This window comes from Tardiphaga sp. GW821-FHT12E02, from assembly GCF_058807155.1.
The window spans coordinates 2,703,976-2,720,808 of record NZ_JBXAQK010000001.1 but is presented as its reverse complement, the minus strand read 5'-3'; the positions used below and the strand labels follow the sequence as shown (position 1 = coordinate 2,720,808).

The window sequence follows — 16,833 nt, the reverse complement described above, 5'->3', positions numbered from 1 at the left end:
CGCGACAATGACGCGGCGGTCTGATGCTCGGTGATACGCTCCGCTGGGAATGCGGATGTCAGAAATTAAACGTCGTCGACACCATATATGTTCGCGGCGCAGCGAGGATGACGTAGCCGTCATTGGTCGAGGCCTGCCAATAATTGGTATCGAGCAGGTTCTCGACCGAAAAGCGCACGACTATAGGCTTGGCATTCCAGGGCGATACGAATGTGTAGCGCGCGCCGGCATCGTAGCGGGTCCAGCTCGGGCCGTAGACCTTGTTGGCAGGGTCAGTCCAGTATGATCCCGTATAGATGGCCCGGCCCGTCAGCGTGAAGCCAGGAATGAACGGCACATCCCACTCGCCGCCGAGATTGAGCTGGGTGTCGGGAACGTTGAACGTGCGATTGCCATCATAGGTGCCGTTGTCGGTCCGCTGCTGGCGCGCATCGAGGAACATCACGCCACCCAGGAGGCGGACACCGTCGGCGACCTCGCCGAATGCATTGAGTTCAACGCCACGATTGCGGTTCTCGCCGGACTGCGTGAGGATATTCGGCGTGACCGAACGATCGACCAGCTGCATCGGCCGCACAATGTCAAACGCGCTGACGGTGGTCGTGATCCGCCCCCAATCGACTTTCACGCCCATTTCGTGCTGCGTCGTGCGATAAGGCGGCAGTACCTGACCTCGATTTGCATACTGATCGCCGACGATCGTGCCCGCTTCCAGCGCCTCGATATAGTTGGCATAGATCGAGACATTCTCGAGCGGCTTGATCACAAATGCATAGGCTGGAGTGGTCGCAGACGTATCGTAACCGCCGGTCCTCGCTCCGGTACGCATATCGAATGATTCCGATTCCACATATTGGTGCCGCACGCCGACGGTCAGCTGAATGCGCCCGTTCCAGACCGACATGGTATCGGCGACACCAAAGCTGGACAGATTGAACTTGCCAGTCGTGTTGGGGGCGCGAACCGGAACATTCGGCACGGGAGACGGACGGGGGTTGTAGAGGTTCGACGTAAAACGCGTTCCGGTGTCGTTATAGATGCCGGTATCGGCCCCCGACGCTGCTACATTGAAATTGATGGCGTGGTTGACTGGACCGGTATCGACATTCGCCCGGAAGCCAGCCTGGGCTGCGACCCGGTCGTGCTCCTGGTTGTTGCGCCGGGGATCGCCGGTGAAATCACCGTTGAGATTGGTGAGCCGGATATCCGAATAGAGGTAGCGCGTGTTGCTCTTGCTGAGTCCAGCTTGCGCATAGGCTGTGAGGTTCTCGGTGATGTCCACCTCACCCTGCACAATGGCGTAACGCGATTCCGACGCCCAGAAGCCCCAACTCGGCATGTAGTTCGCGCGCGCATCGGGCGCCTTCGGGACGGCCGTCAGATTGCCGAGATCGACAAAGCGCGTCATCGCGGTGGCATTGTTGTAATCATAGCCGAGGTCTGCGGACAGGCGCACGCGCTCGCCGCGATAGTCGAGACCGAGGAAGGCGTTGCCGACTTCCTGGCTCTGATTGGCCAGTTCGGTGTTACCGTCCTTGTAGCTGCCATTGAAGCGGACACCGAATTCCTTGAACTCGCCGAACCGTTGCCCGACATCCAGATGGGTGCCGAATTGCGAGCGCGACGAATAGGTGTTGGTGAGCTGAGCGAATGGTACCTCGCCGGCCCGCTTGGTCACCAGATTGACGCTGCCGCCAACGCCGCCGCCGCTCGGCGGCATGCCGTTGAGCAGGGCCGACGGTCCCTTCAGCACCTCGACCCGTTCGAATGCCCCCAGCGACGATGTCGAGAAAGCCGAGGCGATGCCGTAGAGGCCGTTGATCCCGTATCCCGTACTGGACACGCTGAAGCCGCGGATATTCACCTGATCGAAGCCGCTGAGACGCGGGACGGTGACGCGCACCGATGGATCATTCGCAAACACGTCGTCGAGCTTGCGCGCCTGCTGATCCTGAATGGTCTGAGCAGTGTAGCTGGTCTGGTTAAACGGCGTGTCCATGACGCCGCGATTGCCGAGCAGGCCGACCTGGCTGCCGGACGCGACCTGGCCGCCGGCATAGGCGGCGGGCAGATTGCCCATGGTGCCGGTCGGTGGTGTGGTCGGCAGACGTGGCGCAACCACGCGCGGCGCTGCCTGCGGCGCGCGCGTGACGCTCGGGCGCGGAACGGCTCTGCGGGTTGCACGCGGCTTCGGCGCATGCACTTCGACGGCAGGAAGTTCACGCGCGGCCTGTGCGGCAGCGTCCCCGCCACCGAGCAGCAGCGCCGTGACGCTGACCGCCGCCATCAGAGAATTTGTATGAAGATTGGACCCGCACGCCATGTGAATTCTTGCCCCATTCCCGGCTGACTTCTGTCAACCAACAAGGGGCGCCTTACAGGATGACACCGTGCGGTCACAATTGCGGTGCGCCTAGATTCTATCTAACTGTTCGCGCCGATCACGCCGATACGAGCGGCATGCAACCCGCTTCGGCATTGCGACAGCCGACCTTCCACCGTCGTTATTTGCGCTGAGCAGACTGCTCGACACGCCCGACCTGGTTCGCCTGCGACGTGAACCAGATCGTGCCGTTCGGACCTGTTGTCATTCCGAATGGCTGCGCATTCTCTGTCTTCAGGTCGAAGAATGAGACGACACCAGCCGGCGTGATGCGACCGATCTTGTGCGGCTTGAATGCCGTGAACCACACATTGCCATCGCCGCCGCTCGCGATTCCGATCGGCTTGGTGTCCGCCGGCAGCGGAAATTCCTTGATCTCACCGCTCATCGAAATGCGGCCGATCTGATCCGAGCCGTTCAGCGAAAACCAGAGATGACCATCGGGCCCGACGGTGATGTCGCGCGGTCGCGATTGCGGATTGCTCAGCGCAAATTCCGTGATCTTCCCGGTCCTGATCTCGAGGCGGCCGATCTTTCCCGCGTTGCTTTCCGTGAACCACAGATTTCCGTCCGGTGCCGAGACCACGCCATAGGCCTGCGCATTTTCTGTGGGAATGTCGAACTCCTTGAATTCGCCCGTCAGCGTGATGCGCCCGATCTTGTTTGCCGCCATCTCGGCAAACCAGATCTGGCCATCAGGCCCAACTGTGATCCCGCGCGGCCATGAGCCGGTGTTGAACTTGGTCGGCGTCGTCGCCTGCGACGGAATGACGAACATGCCGTTGAATTCGCCCTTCGGCGAGATCCGCCGGATCGCGTTCTCTTCGCGCGACGTGAACCACAGATTGCCGTCAGGCCCTGCAGTGATGCCCTGCAGAACGCCAACCTTGTCGCCGGGCACACGGAATGCCGTGGCCGTGCCCTCCGGCGTCACGCGAAAAATCTGATGCTTGATGACTTCGGTGACCCACATATTGCCGTCGGGACCGAGGACGACGCCTTGCGGACGCTGTCCTTCGCCCGGCAGCGAGGTCTCGACGAGAGAAATGCTCTCGGCTTTCGCATACGTGGGGGCAATGACTCCGGCCAGGGCCAAAACAACGATGGCGGCGTGAGCGCGTCGAAATGGCATATCGGTTCCTCGATCAAGCAATGAACGCGTCAGCGCGTGCGGCCATCGGGCTGCAGCGCGCGACAACATTGCTTGCGTAGAGGAGACGATACAGCTGACACAATGGCACGTGTCTGGAATTGATCCAGCCATTCGCGTGCTTGCATTCGCCGACGCTCCGCACAACCGCCCGGGTGCGACAATCCGTCCGCTTCAGCCCTGCACATCCACGATCTGGCGAAACACGTCGCGCACATCGTGCTGGATCTCGCGCACACGCGCTTCCAGCGAGGAGAAATCCGGCTCGTTGCTGACGCGCGCAAGCAGGCGAAGAAGATCGGCGCCTGCGGTCTCGGACTTGAAGCCATCGCTGACACATAGCCGCAGGATTTGCGTGAGGTCGCTGAACAGCCGCATCGCCCGCCGCAGCACATCGAAATGCTCTGTCTTCAGCACGCCGAGCTTAGCGGCATTTTCCAGCACCTGGTGCGTATTCACGCTCAGGATCGCAGGCTTTTCCGCCGCATGGATGAGCTGCAGATATTGCGCGATGAATTCGATATCGACCATGCCGCCGGCGGCATATTTGATATCCCAGATATCGTCCTCGCCCTTTTCCTCGGCGATGGCCTGGCGCATCTCGGCGACATCATTGGCAATGATGCCATGCTCGCGGGGACGGACCAGCACCTCGCGAATGGCGGCTTCGACCTTGTCGCGAAACGCCGGCGATGCCGAGATGACGCGCGCGCGCGTCAGCGCCATATGCTCCCAGGTCCAGGCTTCGGTCTGCTGATATTCGGAGAACGAATCGATGCGCGACGCCAGCGGACCCGAGCGCCCCGACGGCCGCAGCCGCATATCGACTTCATACAACACACCGTAATTGGTGCGCGTGGTGAAGGCGCTGATCAGGCGCTGGGTCAGCCGCGCAAAATATTGCGCGCCATGCAGCGAGCGCGGGCCATCGGAATCCGGCGCGTCATGATCGAAGTCGTAGATCAGGATCAGATCGAGATCGGACGACGCCGTCATCTCGCGGCTGCCGAGCCGGCCCATGGCGATGATCGCCGTTTCCTGCCCCTCGATGCGGCCATGTTGCGCGATGAACTGGTCGAGCACGAGGCCGTGCAGCGTCTGTGCGATGCCTTCGGCGACATCGGCAAACGCTGTGCTCGCCTGCGGCGCCGTCACCGTGCCGGACAGGATGCGGGTGCCGATCAGGAACAGGCTCTCCTGCCCGAACAGGCGCAGGCGATCGAGGAATTCCTCATAGGAGTTGGCGTCTTCGAGTGTCGCCGCCAGGCGCAGCGACAGCTCGCGGCGATCCGGCATCGCGCCAAAGAAGCGCGGATCGATCAGGCCATCGACGAGCTGCGGCTGCCGCGCCAGCATATCCGCAAGCCGTGGCGCCGCACCCAGCACGAGTGCGACAAGTGCCACGAGATCGCGATTCTGGCTGAGCAGCGAGATCAATCGCCCACCGCGCTGAAGCGCCTGCAGGAACCGATCGAAGGCGATCACCGCGCTGTCTGGCTCCTCGGCATCGGCGAGACCGACAATCAGCGTCGGGACGAAATCGAGAAAGGCCTGCCGCGTGGCTTCGACCCGCAGCGCGCGATAGTCGTCGTCCAGCATCCAGTGCTGCACCGTCTGCGCCACCATCGCCGGCTTACGGAAGCCGAGCTTGTTGAGATGTTCGAGCAGGCGTTGATCGGAGGCGCCCGCCTTGTAATCGACCGCCGGGAGATGATTGTCGTCGGTGGCATCGCCTTCGAACAGGCGACCATAGTGCCCCTGCACGCAATTGAGGTGCATCAGGAGATCGCGCACGAAAGCTTCGCGGCTGGCATAGCCGAAGAAGCGTGCGAAGCGCTCGACCGCTTCCACCTCGTCCGGCAGCGCATGCGTCTGCTCGTCGGCGATCATCTGCAGGCGATGTTCGACGCGGCGCAGGAATTCATAGGCGCGCGTGAGTTCGTCGCGCACCTCATCAGTGATCCAGTTATTGGCGGCGAGAATAGTCAACGCATCCAGCGTCGGCCGAACACGCAACTCCGGATGGCGGCCACCCGCGATCAATTGCTGCGTTTGCGCAAAGAATTCGATCTCGCGAATGCCGCCGCGGCCGACCTTCACGTTGTGGCCCTCGACCGAAATCTCGCTCTGGCCGCGATAGGTCTGCATCTGGCGCTTCATGTCATGGACATCGGCCAAAGCTGCGAAATCCAGATGCTTGCGCCAGACGAAGGGGGAGATATCGGCCAGCATACGCTCGCCGGCCTTGGGATCGCCAGCGCAAGGCAGCGCCTTGATCATCGCCGCGCGTTCCCAGGTGCGGCCCTCGCGCTCGTAATAATACAGCGCGGATGCGGTCGAGACGGCCACCGGCGTCGAGGCCGGATCAGGACGCAATCGCAGATCGACACGGAACACATAGCCGTCGCCGGTGCGCTGCTGCAGCAGGCGCGACATGCCCTGGGCGACGCGCACAAAGAATGTGTTCGGTTCGATATCCTCGGCCAGCGTATGCTGTTCGAGATCGAAATAGACAATGAGGTCGATGTCGCTGGAATAATTCAGTTCGCCCGCGCCCATCTTGCCCATGGCGAAGACGATCAGGCCGCTCCCCTCTTCTGGCTTGGCCGGATCCGGCGGCAGGATACGACCGCGGCCGGCTTCCTGCGTCAGCAGATAGTGGATGGCAGCCTGCACCGAGGTGATCGCGAGATCGGTCAGTGCGCGCGTCACGCGCATCACCGGCCACACGCCGCCGATATCGCATAGCGCAATCATCAGTGCCGCTTCGGATTTCATCCGCCGCAGCGCGATCATCACATCGGCTTCGCTGGAGGCTTCGCCTACAAGCTCAACCGCATGCGCGATCAGACCGGGCAGCGCCTGGTCGGGATCACCGTTCAGCACGCGCAGCGCGCGCGATGCATCGGTGCGGATCAGATCGAAAAGATACGGAGAAGCTTCCGCAATCCCGAACAGAATGGCGCGGGCATATGGATACTGATCGACAATGGCCTGCAATGCGCTGGCCTGATCAGGCGCAATATCCGTGAGCCAATCAGCGAAACGGCGTTCGGCCTCGGTGGCATCGAACAGTTCCGGTCCGCTCACGAATTGCGCGGCCAGCATCGGCTGGCCCTCGCCTCTTTTGACAGAAGTCATGCCGACTTCTGTTGCACATTCGCGCTTTGCCCCGCAAGGGCCTCTCCGGTTGCGGCCGGTAATACCAATGTCACACGCAGGCCGGGATTGTTGTCGCCGAGTCGCAATTCACCATGATGCAGCTTGGCAACGGCCGATGCGAGGCTGAGCCCGAGGCCCGAGCCAGGCAATGTCCGGCTCGCTTCCAGCCGCACAAAACGCTCCACCGCATGTTTGCGATCAGCCTCGGGAATACCCGCACCGTGATCGGAGACGCTGAGCAGCACCTGATCGCCCTCGCGGCGCGCTTCGATCAGAATCTCGGGCGCTGCTGCACCCTCGCCCGTTTCCGGCTTGCCGTATTTGATGGCATTCTCGACGAGATTGGCCAGCGCCTGGCTGACCAGTTCGCGATTGCCATGTACGGGCGCGATGGACGCTTCGACCTTGAGAACGAGATCGGCATCTTCCGCGAGCGGTTCATAAAGTTCGTGGATGCCGGCAGCCACGTCCGCCACATCGAACACGTCCATGTTGCCGCGGGCCTGGCCGGACTCGGCACGTGCGATCATCAGCAATGCGTTGAAGGTTCGGATCAACCCATCGGATTCCTCGATGGTGCGCTCCAGCGCAGCCCGATATTCCGTCTCGTTGCTGGCGCGTGCGAGTGCTTCCTCGGCGCGATTGCGCAGCCGTGTCAGCGGCGTCTTCAGATCATGCGCGATATTGTCGGAGACCTCCTTGAGGCCACTCATCAGCGCCTCGATGCGCTCCAGCATCGTGTTGAGATTTTCCGCCAGACGGTCCAACTCGTCGCCGCTGCGTCCGACCGGCAATCGGCCCGACAGATCGCCGGCCATGATACGCTGGGTGGTGCCGGTGATCGCATCAATCTTGCGCAGCACGCGGCGCGATACAAAGATGCCGCCGCCAAGGCCGAGCACGACCACGATCAGCACCGACCATTTTGCAGCATCCTCGACCATGTCGAACAGCCGCCGGCGCTCCTCCAGATCGTGACCGATCAACAGACGGAAGCCGCTGGACAGCGCCTCGACTTTCACCAGCGCACGATGGTTCGGCGAATCGGGATCGTCGAGCCGGCGATACGGCGTCTCCGACCAGCCGGTCTTCTCCAGAATCCCCGGCGCCAGCGACGACACATTGCCGGCCACGGACTGCCCGGCCGGCGTGGTGATGAGATAGAGATTGGCGCCCGGCCGCAGCGCGCGGTTCTCGATGGCAAAGACGATGCCGCGCAGCCCGCGGCGCTGATAGAGCTCGCTGAGCTCGCTCATCTCGCTGTTCACCGTGGTGGTGATCTGGTCGTTGATGAGCCGGTTCGTATTCCAGGCGAAGTAGCCGAGCAAAGCTGTGGCGAAAAACGCGAACAACAGCAGATAGGCAAGCGTCAGCCGGAATGCGGTGGTGCGGAAGAGTTTACCGAGGGCGGTCACGAAACGTCTCTCGAGGATACGGACCTGTAGCCCGGGTGAAACACAGCGTAACCCGGGCCCCTGCGCTTTAACAGTCTCGACATTCCCGGACTGCGCTGCGCTCTATCCGGCTTTGCCTACTTTACCCCGTCGCGCACCATATAACCGGCGCCGCGGATCGTATGCAGCAGCGGGCGGTCAAAACCCTTGTCGATCTTCGAGCGCAGGCGCGAGATGTGGACGTCGATCACATTGGTCTGCGGATCAAAGTGATAGTCCCAGACATTTTCCAGCAGCATGGTGCGCGTCACCACCTGCCCGGCATGTTTCATCAAATATTCGAGCAGGCGAAATTCGCGCGGCTGCAGGATCAGCTCCTGACCACCGCGGGTGACGCCGTGGGACAGCCGGTCGAGTTCGAGATCGCCGACGCGATAGCTCGTCTCTTCGGCAGGCCCTCCCTGGCGGCGCGATAACACTTCGACGCGGGCGAGTAGCTCGGCGAATGAATACGGTTTGGGCAGATAGTCGTCGCCACCGGCGCGCAGGCCCTTGATGCGGTCATCGACCTGGCCGAGCGCGGAGAGGATCAAAGCCGGCGTGCGATTGCCTTTGTCGCGCAACCCGCCGATCACCGAGAGACCATCGCGCTTGGGCAGCATTCGATCGACCACGAGCACGTCGTAATCACCGCTGTCGGCGAGGGCAAAGCCCTCCTCGCCATCGGCGGCATGATCGGCGATGTGGCCGACTTCGCGAAACGCCTTGACGAGATAGTCGGCGGATTCGCGGTCGTCTTCGATGATGAGAAGGCGCATTGCGGGAGCGGCTCTGGACTGGATCGCGTCGGCGCGGATCGATTGAACTTCGGTCACCATGGCGTGCACTCGGCTCTCATGCAAGGCGGCGGATGGTCCGCCTGAAATGGATGGACGGCGAGGCTGGGGGAAACCTCGCCGCCCACACGCCTTCCGACGGAAGGGGGCACTATCCTTCGGAAGGGAAGAGTGGGAGCGAGCTATTCACTCGCTCCCTGGAAAGCACCGTCAGCGGGGGCGACTATGCCGGCGACACTCTCCGTCTCAGCGCGATGCTCAGCCCTTGGCCAGCGGCACCGCGACGAACTTGGATGAGCCACCCGAGCGAACCCGGATCAGCACGCTGTTCTTCTTGTCGGCATGCGCGGCGACGATCGCCTCGCGCACGTCACCCGGTGTGGTGACATTCTTGCCGGCGACTTCGAGAATGACATCGCCTTCCTTGAAGCCACGCTCGGCAGCGGCACTCTTCGGATCGACGCCGGTGACGACGACGCCTTCCTTGCCGGCACCGGCCACGCTGCTCGATGGCGAGACCGTGAGGCCGAGCTTCGGCACATCGGAGCCGCGCGAGGACGTATCCTTGTCGCCACCGAAATCAGCCTTGGCTTCCTGCACGCTCGGCATGGTGCCCAGGGTCATGGACAGAACCTTGTCCTCGCCTTTCGACATCACGTTGAGCTTCACGGTGTTACCCGGTGCAAAGCCGCCGATGGTGCGGGCGAGTTCGCGGGCATCCTTCACCGGCTGACCATTCACCTGGGTGATGACGTCACCCGACTTGACGCCGGCCTTCGCTGCCGGGCCGTCCGACTGCGGCTCGGCGACCAATGCGCCTTCCGCCTTCTTCAGGCCGAGCGAGTCGGCGATATCCTGCGTCACCGGCTGGATCTGGACGCCGATCCAGCCACGCGAGACCGAACCCTTGTCCTTCAGCTGTGCGACAACCGTTTTCACGGTCGACGCAGGGATCGAGAACGCGATGCCGACGCTGCCGCCCGAGGGCGAATAGATCGCGGTGTTGACGCCCATCACTTCACCCGACACATCGAAAGCGGGACCGCCGGAATTACCCTTGTTCACGGCTGCGTCGATCTGGATGAAATCATCATACGGACCGTTGCCGATATCGCGACCCGAGGCCGAGACGATGCCAGAGGTCACGGTGCCGCCGAGGCCGAACGGATTGCCGACTGCCAGCACCCAGTCACCGATACGCGGCTTGCCGTCGGCGAGCTTGGCGAACGGGAAATCGGTGCGGCCATCGACCTTGATCAGCGCCAGATCGGTGCGTGGATCGGTGCCGATCACTTTGGCCGAATAGGTCTTGCCGTCATCGGTGTTGACCTCGACCTTGTCGGCGCCATCGACCACGTGATTATTGGTCACGGCATAGCCGTCGGCCGAGATGAAGAAGCCGGAGCCCTGGCCGCTGACGACGCCACGGCCACCGCGCGGACTGCCACGCATGCCGGGGGGCACGCCGTTTTCACCGAAGCGCTTGAAGAAGCGCTCCATCGGCGAGCCCGGCTGGAAAGGCGAGTCGCTGTTGTCGTCGTCCTTCGACGCGACCTTCTCCTTCATATTGACCTTTACCGAGATCACCGACGGCTTCACACGCTCGACGATATCGGCAAAGCCCATCGGCTGCGCGGCCTGCGCCTTGACCTGCTTGTCCACCTGCGCATGCGCGGCGGTGGTGAAATTGATGCCATCCTTCGACGGCGAGATGCCATAGGCGGCAACACCGAGACCGGCGACGACGGAGGCCATCAGCGCAAATTTGCGCACGGACAGCAGCGAAGGGCGCGGCGCCTTGTAGGACGGGAGAGAGGAAAAATCGGTGGGACGGTCGGACATCGAAGAAATCTCCAGAGCACGGCGCTGGGGGCAAGGCGCCTTGTGTGATCCGAAGATGGCAGGGCCAACCTTACCGCGCGCTGGCAGGGGGATTAAGGTTTTGTAATTTGGGCAACAATTCTGCGGCAGGATGGCGCACAAGCGCGCATCTCCAGCTTGGCGTGAGGCTGTTCGAGCTATTCATGCCATTGAATTTATGGCATAATCCGTCCATGGGCAGAAAAACTGATAACGGCGCGACATCGCCCCCCGATTTTGTGATCGGGCGGGAGGGCTTTGCGAAGATCAGTGCAGTCGAAGGGATTCGGCTGTCGCAAGAAATGGCGGATCGTGTTCGCCAAGCCGACCGTGACGGACTTACCGATGAAGAGCGCCGCGAAGCAATCATTCGCGTTCATCGCCGCACATAGCTGCAGCCATGTATGATGCAGTCGTTGATCCCTATTGCTATCCGGGAACTACGGTCCTCATCAACAAGCTCGATCTACGAGATCAGAAGCAGCTCGACGCTTTCGAAAAAGAAATCACCAGCCAGCGCGCAGCCGAACCGCTGCCAGTCGGCCACCTGGATGCCTCGCACTATTGCGCCATACACGCCCATCTGTTTCAGGACGTCTACGATTGGGCCGGCAATACCCACACCGTACGTATCGCAAAGGATGGCAATATATTCTGCTATCCGGAGTATATCGATGCCGAGCTTATAAAACTGTTCGATGGACTGCGAGCGGACTCGTGTTTTCGAAACGCGTCACCAGAGGCATATGCGCAGAGCGCTGCTCATTTCGTTGCGGAGTTGAATGCCATTCATCCGTTCCGAGAAGGTAATGGCCGCACTCAACTCGCTTTTCTAACATTGCTTTCCCACCACGCAGGACATCCATTGAACCTGGAACGGATGGATCCGGAAAGAATACTGGATGCAATGATTCGCAGTTTCGAGGGCAACGAAACCGAATTGGCAGCCGCCATTGCGGCGCTGCTCGGCTGATCGGAACCAGACATTGGCGCGACGAATGGAAGAGCATCCGATAGACAGTACGGCACAGCGTCAAACGCTTACAAATAGGCTCCTGTAATTTCGACCGAGATTGCTGTGACGGGATGACGCAACCGCGGCCTACCGTCATCTTGCCGCCCTGCCCGTCCCGTAGGACCTTTGGCTGTCGGCTCACGGAAAGACGCAGGGATCAACATGTCACTGGACCCATTGCTCGGCACAGGTCGCATTCAGGCATCAGGCGTGATGGCCAATCCACCGGCGTCGCGGGGATGGCTCGAGAACCGCGTGATTCTCGATCACCGGCGCTGGACATGCCGGGAAGCCGACGTGACATGGTCGGCACCAGCGCATGTGCTCATCCTGACGCGCCAGGGCGGCACAGCCGAGACGCGCATCAACTGTGCCGGCGAAACGAGCTATCGCGGCATGGATCGGCCGGGCTCACTGTCCTTCGTGCCGGCCAATGTCATTCGTGATGGCAATTACCGCGACGCCGATCTCGTCTACACCGCGCTCTGGATCGATCCGGACTTCACGACCCGGCTGGGCATTCGCAACGAGACACTGCCCACTTTGCTCAATCAGCGCGACGCCGCGATCGCTGCTGCGCTGCAGGCCTTTCAGGAAGATCACGCCGCAGGTGTCGAAGTCGAGAACGGCTATGTCGAGCATCTCACCGGCTTCGTGCTGCATCGGATTGCTCAACGTGACAGCTGCAAGCGGAGACCCAAGACGTATGGTCCGTTGAGCGGCGCCGTCCTGCGCCGGGTCGAGGACTTCATCACCGCTCATCTCGCCGCGGATATCTCGTTGCAACAACTTGCCGATATCGCCAGGCTGCCCGTCGATACATTTGCGCGCCGCTTCAAGGCCACTACGGGCCTTGCGCCCTATGCCTTCATTCTCGAGCAGCGCGTCCGCCACGCCGAGGTCATTCTGCGCGCTGGCGAGATGCCAATTGCCAATGTCGCAGCACGAACCGGGTTCTGCAGCCAGAGCCACTTTTCCGGCACCTTCAAGCGCCTGCGCGGCATCACGCCCGCGGCCTTCGCACGCGCCGTTCCGGAATCCTGATATCCGCCCCGGGATCATGGAAGACAATCCCGGCTGAAAAACACACATCCCGTGCACCCACGAGACATGGAGTGCGCGATGACTGGTGCGATCGATCCCTTTCTGCCGACACGACGGCAGGTGCTGGAAGGCAGTTCGGCCCTGGCGCTGGCGGTCTCCAGTGGCCTGGCGGAAGCCGCGCCAGCCGCTACAGAAATCACGTCTGCCGCGACTCACGAGCCCCTCGCTTGCGATCTCACGATCAACGGCAGACCCATGCAGCTGCGGCTCGATACGCGGACCACGCTCCTCGACGCGCTGCGCGAGCATCTCGGCCTCACCGGCTCCAAGAAGGGCTGCGATCACGGCCAATGCGGCGCCTGCACCGTGCTCGTCAATGGGCGCCGCATCAATGCGTGCCTCACGCTCGCCGTGATGCATCAGGCCGATGACATCACCACCATCGAAGGCCTCGCCAAAGACGACGACCTGCATCCGATGCAGGCCGCCTTCATCGAGCGCGATGGCTTCCAATGCGGCTATTGCACGCCCGGCCAGATCTGCTCCGCCATTGGCATGCTGCAGGAGGCCCGGCTGGGTTGGCCAAGCCATGTGAGCGGCGACGTCGGGGCAAACAGGTTCGCCCTCACCGACGACGAAATCCGCGAACGCATGAGTGGCAATATCTGCCGTTGCTCCGCCTATCCCAACATCGTCGCCGCAATTCGCGACGCAGCCGAGAAGGCGTAGTCATGCAGCCCTTCACCTATGAACGCGCCACCACCGTCTCCGGCGCCATCGCATCAGTCGCGAAACATCCGAACGCCAAATTCATCGCTGGCGGCACAAATCTGCTCGACCTGATGAAGCTCGGCATCGAACGGCCGACGCATCTCGTCGATATCAGCCGCCTGCCGCTCAACAGGATCGAAACACAGCCCGATCGCGGCATCCGCATCGGCGCGCAGGTGGCAAACAGCGATCTTGCCGCGCATCCGCATGTGCGCGCGCATTTTCCGCTGCTCAGCCAGGCGCTACTGGCCGGCGCGTCCGGCCAACTCCGCAACAAGGCATCGGTGGGCGGCAATCTGCTCCAGCGAACGCGCTGCCCTTATTTCTACAATACGCACACGCCCTGTAACAAACGCGTGCCCGGCTCCGGCTGCGCCGCCATCGGCGGCTTCAATCGCGCCAATGCCATTCTTGGCGCAAGTGAATCCTGCATCGCCGTGCATCCGTCCGACATGGCCGTGGCGATGACCGCGCTTGGTGCCCAAATCGAAACCATCACCGCCTCTGGTCAAACACGACAATTCGCGATCGGTGACCTCTATCCCCTGCCCGGCGCCACACCGCAGATCGAAACCTCGCTGGCATCCGGAGAGATGATCGTGGCCGTTCATCTGCCGACGCCACCGCGCGGACAGCAGATCTATCGCAAGGTCCGCGATCGCGCGTCCTATGCCTTCGCGCTGGTGTCGGTGGCCGCCATCGTCGAGCGCCGCAATGGCCGCCTGGCGTCGTCCCGCATCGCCTTTGGCGGCCTGGCGCCGCGGCCATGGCGCGCGGATGCGGCCGAGCAGGTCTTGCGAAATGGCAAAGCCGAAACTTCCACATTCGATGCAGCGGCCGAGCGCGCACTCGCGGACGCACGGACAGAGGGCAGCGCAGGTTTCAAGCGCGAGCTAGCCAAACGAACCTTGCGCCAGACCCTCGCGGTCGCGGCCAGCTAGGAGCACAGCATGACATCGAACACAACCACTGTTCCGACACCGGGCCGCTTCATCGGCCGCCCCGTCGATCGCATCGACGGCCGGCTTAAAGTCACCGGCGCTGCGCGCTATGCCTTCGAGCACAGCAATCGCGCCCGCGGCACGACGCCGGCCTATGGCGTGCTTCTCGGCGCCGGCATTCCGAAAGGCCGCATCACGACGCTCGACACGACGCGTGCGGAAGCGATTCCAGGCGTGCTCAAAATCCTCACCTATCGCAACATGGCGCCACAGCCTGCCTTCGGCGCGCCGATGCCGCCGAACGTGCCCGACGTCTTCACCCGCGCGCGCCCGATGCTCTCCAGCGACGAGATCCTTCACTACGATCAGCCCGTCGCATTGGTCATCGCGGGCACATGGGAGGCCGCACGCGGCGCCGCGGCGCTGATCGATATCCGCTATATGCAGGAGCCCGGCTTCTACGATCCCCTCGCCGCCCATGCCGAGCGCTACAAGCCCGCGCGCATCAATGCCGGCTTCGCGCCCGACACCGCGCATGGCGATGCCGATGCAACGCTCGCAGCAGCGTCGGTCACCATCGATCAAACCTATCGCCTGCCCTATGAGATCCACGCGCCGATGGAGCCGCATGCAACATTGGCGCAATGGGATGGCGAGCGGTTGACCTTGCATACGAGCACGCAGACCATCGCCAATATCCAGAGCGGCGTGGCCGCCTCACTCGCGATACCGCGCGAACATGTCCGCGTCATCAGCCCCTATGCCGGCGGCGGTTTCGGCTCAAAATTGATCCCGCATGCCGAGACAATCCTCGCCGCTATTGCCGCGCGCGAGATGCAGCGTCCCGTCAAGGTCGCTTTCACGCGCCAGCAGATGTTCGCCAATGCCGGCCACCGCCCGGCGATGGAGCAGCGCATTCGGCTCGCCGCGGACGGCGACGGCAGGCTGACGGCACTGGTGCATGACGTGATCGCCGCCACCTCGCGCTTCGAGGAATTCGCCGAACAAAGCGGCGTGGTGTCACGCTCGTTCTATGCATCCGCCACGCGACGCACGACGCATCGCCTCGTTCGCGTCGACACCAATCGCGGCGAATGGATGCGCGCGCCCGGCGAAGCCTCCGGCCTGCTCGCGCTGGAATGTGCGATGGATGAGATGGCCGAGCGGCTGACACTCGATCCGATCGAATTCCGCATCCGCAACGAGCCAGCGCGCGATCCGGAAACCGGCGCGCCATTCTCCAGCCGCAACCTGATCGCCTGCATGCGTGAAGGCGCGCAGCGCTTCGGCTGGGCGCAGCGTTCAGCCACGCCCGGCGCCCGCCGCGAGGGCCGCAAGCTGGTCGGGATCGGCATGGCCGGTGCCATGCGGCCGAACTATATCGGCCCGTCCCAGGCCCGCGTGGCCATCGATCGCAGCGGCCAGGTGACGGTGCAAACCGACATGACCGATATCGGCACCGGCACCTATACGATCCTCGCCCAGATCGCCGCCGAACGCCTCGGCCTGCCGCTGCAGGCGATCACGGTCGAGCTCGGCGACAGCAACCTGCCGCGCAGCCCCGGCTCGGGTGGCTCATGGGGCGCCGCAAGCTCGGGTACGGCGGTTCACAATGCCTGTCTCGCCCTCTGCCAGAAGATCGCTGACGCCGCGCGCTCGCATGCTGCCTCCCCGCTCCGCGGCGCCGATCCGATGCAAGCGAGGTTCGAAGAAGCCAGCCTGACACTCGGCGATCGGTCAGCCCCGCTTGCGGAACTGATCGCACAGACCTCGCCCGACGGCCTCGATGCCACCGGCTCGGCGGCGCGTGGCGAGACCTACAAGACCTTTTCGCAGCACGCCTTTGGCGCACATTTCGCCGAGGTTGCCGTCGATATCGATACGGGCGAAGTGAGGCTGCGACGCATGCTCGGCGTCTTCGCCGCCGGAAAGATCCTCAATCCGAAGACCGCGCGTTCGCAGATGATCGGCGGCATGATCTGGGGCGTCGGCTCGGCGCTGACGGAAGCCGCGATGCTCGATCCCCGTTACGGCCACTTCGTCAATCACGATCTCGCCGAATATCAGGTGCCGGTGCATGCGGACATTCCTGATATCGATGTCATCTTCCTCGATGAGGACGACGACAAGGGCAATCCGCTGGGCATCAAAGGCATCGGCGAACTCGGCAATTGCGGCGCCAATGCCGCCGTCGTCAACGCCGTCTACAACGCCTGCGGCGTCCGTGTGCGTGAACTGCCGGTGACGCTGGACAAGGTGCTGGCGGGGATGGCGTGA

At 62.6% G+C, this 16,833-nt stretch carries 12 protein-coding genes; 6 read left to right on the top strand and 6 right to left on the bottom strand.

The genetic code is table 11. From position 1 onward, the window contains the following. Positions 1–58: 58 nt before the first annotated feature. The 6 genes from AC1RQ5_RS12800 to AC1RQ5_RS12775 form a co-directional block, all read right to left on the bottom strand. The gene (locus tag AC1RQ5_RS12800) at positions 59–2,287 is read right to left on the bottom strand and encodes a TonB-dependent receptor (RefSeq protein WP_493199372.1); all 2,229 of its coding nucleotides are present in this window, start codon (positions 2,285–2,287) and stop codon (positions 59–61) included. Positions 2,288–2,504: 217 nt separating this feature from the next. Continuing rightward, complete coding sequence (locus tag AC1RQ5_RS12795) at positions 2,505–3,515, bottom strand: Vgb family protein (protein WP_493199370.1); 1,011 nt, start codon at positions 3,513–3,515, stop codon at positions 2,505–2,507. Positions 3,516–3,707: 192 nt separating this feature from the next. Then, positions 3,708–6,674: a bifunctional [glutamine synthetase] adenylyltransferase/[glutamine synthetase]-adenylyl-L-tyrosine phosphorylase gene (locus AC1RQ5_RS12790; RefSeq protein ID WP_493199368.1), complete on the bottom strand. Its 2,967-nt coding sequence runs from the start codon at positions 6,672–6,674 to the stop codon at positions 3,708–3,710. Further along, on the bottom strand, positions 6,671–8,110 hold the full coding sequence (locus AC1RQ5_RS12785) for a sensor histidine kinase (RefSeq protein ID WP_493199367.1): 1,440 nt from the start codon (positions 8,108–8,110) through the stop codon (positions 6,671–6,673). The genes AC1RQ5_RS12790 and AC1RQ5_RS12785 overlap by 4 nt, the downstream gene beginning before the upstream one ends. Positions 8,111–8,226: 116 nt before the next feature. Beyond that, positions 8,227–8,967: a winged helix-turn-helix domain-containing protein gene (locus AC1RQ5_RS12780; RefSeq protein WP_398479054.1), complete on the bottom strand. Its 741-nt coding sequence runs from the start codon at positions 8,965–8,967 to the stop codon at positions 8,227–8,229. A 216-nt stretch (positions 8,968–9,183) separates the two neighbouring features. After that, positions 9,184–10,767 (bottom strand): Do family serine endopeptidase, encoded by a 1,584-nt coding sequence (locus AC1RQ5_RS12775; protein ID WP_493199365.1) that lies wholly within the window; start codon positions 10,765–10,767, stop codon positions 9,184–9,186. Between the two features lie 182 nt (positions 10,768–10,949). On the opposite strand from AC1RQ5_RS12775, the gene AC1RQ5_RS12770 reads away from it, so the two are divergent. The 6 genes from AC1RQ5_RS12770 to AC1RQ5_RS12745 all read left to right on the top strand — a co-directional run bounded on the left by AC1RQ5_RS12770 (position 10,950) and on the right by AC1RQ5_RS12745 (position 16,833). Beyond that, the gene (locus tag AC1RQ5_RS12770) at positions 10,950–11,177 is read left to right on the top strand and encodes a hypothetical protein (RefSeq protein ID WP_493199363.1); all 228 of its coding nucleotides are present in this window, start codon (positions 10,950–10,952) and stop codon (positions 11,175–11,177) included. A gap of 8 nt (positions 11,178–11,185) precedes the next feature. After that, a complete protein-coding gene (locus tag AC1RQ5_RS12765; RefSeq protein ID WP_493199361.1) occupies positions 11,186–11,758 on the top strand; it encodes a Fic/DOC family protein in 573 nt (190 codons plus the stop codon). Between the two features lie 204 nt (positions 11,759–11,962). Beyond that, a complete protein-coding gene (locus AC1RQ5_RS12760) occupies positions 11,963–12,844 on the top strand; it encodes a helix-turn-helix domain-containing protein (RefSeq protein WP_493199360.1) in 882 nt (293 codons plus the stop codon). Positions 12,845–12,922: 78 nt separating this feature from the next. After that, positions 12,923–13,573 carry a 2Fe-2S iron-sulfur cluster-binding protein gene (locus AC1RQ5_RS12755; protein WP_493199358.1) on the top strand — a complete coding sequence of 217 codons (651 nt, stop codon included), beginning with the start codon at positions 12,923–12,925 and terminating at the stop codon, positions 13,571–13,573. Between the two features lie 2 nt (positions 13,574–13,575). Continuing rightward, a complete protein-coding gene (locus AC1RQ5_RS12750; protein WP_493199357.1) occupies positions 13,576–14,556 on the top strand; it encodes an FAD binding domain-containing protein in 981 nt (326 codons plus the stop codon). Between the two features lie 9 nt (positions 14,557–14,565). Next, on the top strand, positions 14,566–16,833 hold the full coding sequence (locus AC1RQ5_RS12745; RefSeq protein ID WP_493199355.1) for a molybdopterin cofactor-binding domain-containing protein: 2,268 nt from the start codon (positions 14,566–14,568) through the stop codon (positions 16,831–16,833).

Excerpts from the sequence above, each read along its gene's own strand:
- AC1RQ5_RS12780 (WP_398479054.1), bottom strand. The coding sequence starts at position 8,967 with ATGGTGACCGAAGTTCAATCGATCCGCGCCGACGCGATCCAGTCCAGA.
- AC1RQ5_RS12750 (WP_493199357.1), top strand. The coding sequence starts at position 13,576 with ATGCAGCCCTTCACCTATGAACGCGCCACCACCGTCTCCGGCGCCATC.
- AC1RQ5_RS12775 (WP_493199365.1), bottom strand. The coding sequence starts at position 10,767 with ATGTCCGACCGTCCCACCGATTTTTCCTCTCTCCCGTCCTACAAGGCG.
- AC1RQ5_RS12760 (WP_493199360.1), top strand. The coding sequence starts at position 11,963 with ATGTCACTGGACCCATTGCTCGGCACAGGTCGCATTCAGGCATCAGGC.
- AC1RQ5_RS12770 (WP_493199363.1), top strand. The coding sequence starts at position 10,950 with ATGCCATTGAATTTATGGCATAATCCGTCCATGGGCAGAAAAACTGAT.
- AC1RQ5_RS12790 (WP_493199368.1), bottom strand. The coding sequence starts at position 6,674 with ATGACTTCTGTCAAAAGAGGCGAGGGCCAGCCGATGCTGGCCGCGCAA.
- AC1RQ5_RS12800 (WP_493199372.1), bottom strand. The coding sequence starts at position 2,287 with ATGGCGGCGGTCAGCGTCACGGCGCTGCTGCTCGGTGGCGGGGACGCT.
- AC1RQ5_RS12745 (WP_493199355.1), top strand. The coding sequence starts at position 14,566 with ATGACATCGAACACAACCACTGTTCCGACACCGGGCCGCTTCATCGGC.
- AC1RQ5_RS12755 (WP_493199358.1), top strand. The coding sequence starts at position 12,923 with ATGACTGGTGCGATCGATCCCTTTCTGCCGACACGACGGCAGGTGCTG.
- AC1RQ5_RS12795 (WP_493199370.1), bottom strand. The coding sequence starts at position 3,515 with ATGCCATTTCGACGCGCTCACGCCGCCATCGTTGTTTTGGCCCTGGCC.
- AC1RQ5_RS12765 (WP_493199361.1), top strand. The coding sequence starts at position 11,186 with ATGTATGATGCAGTCGTTGATCCCTATTGCTATCCGGGAACTACGGTC.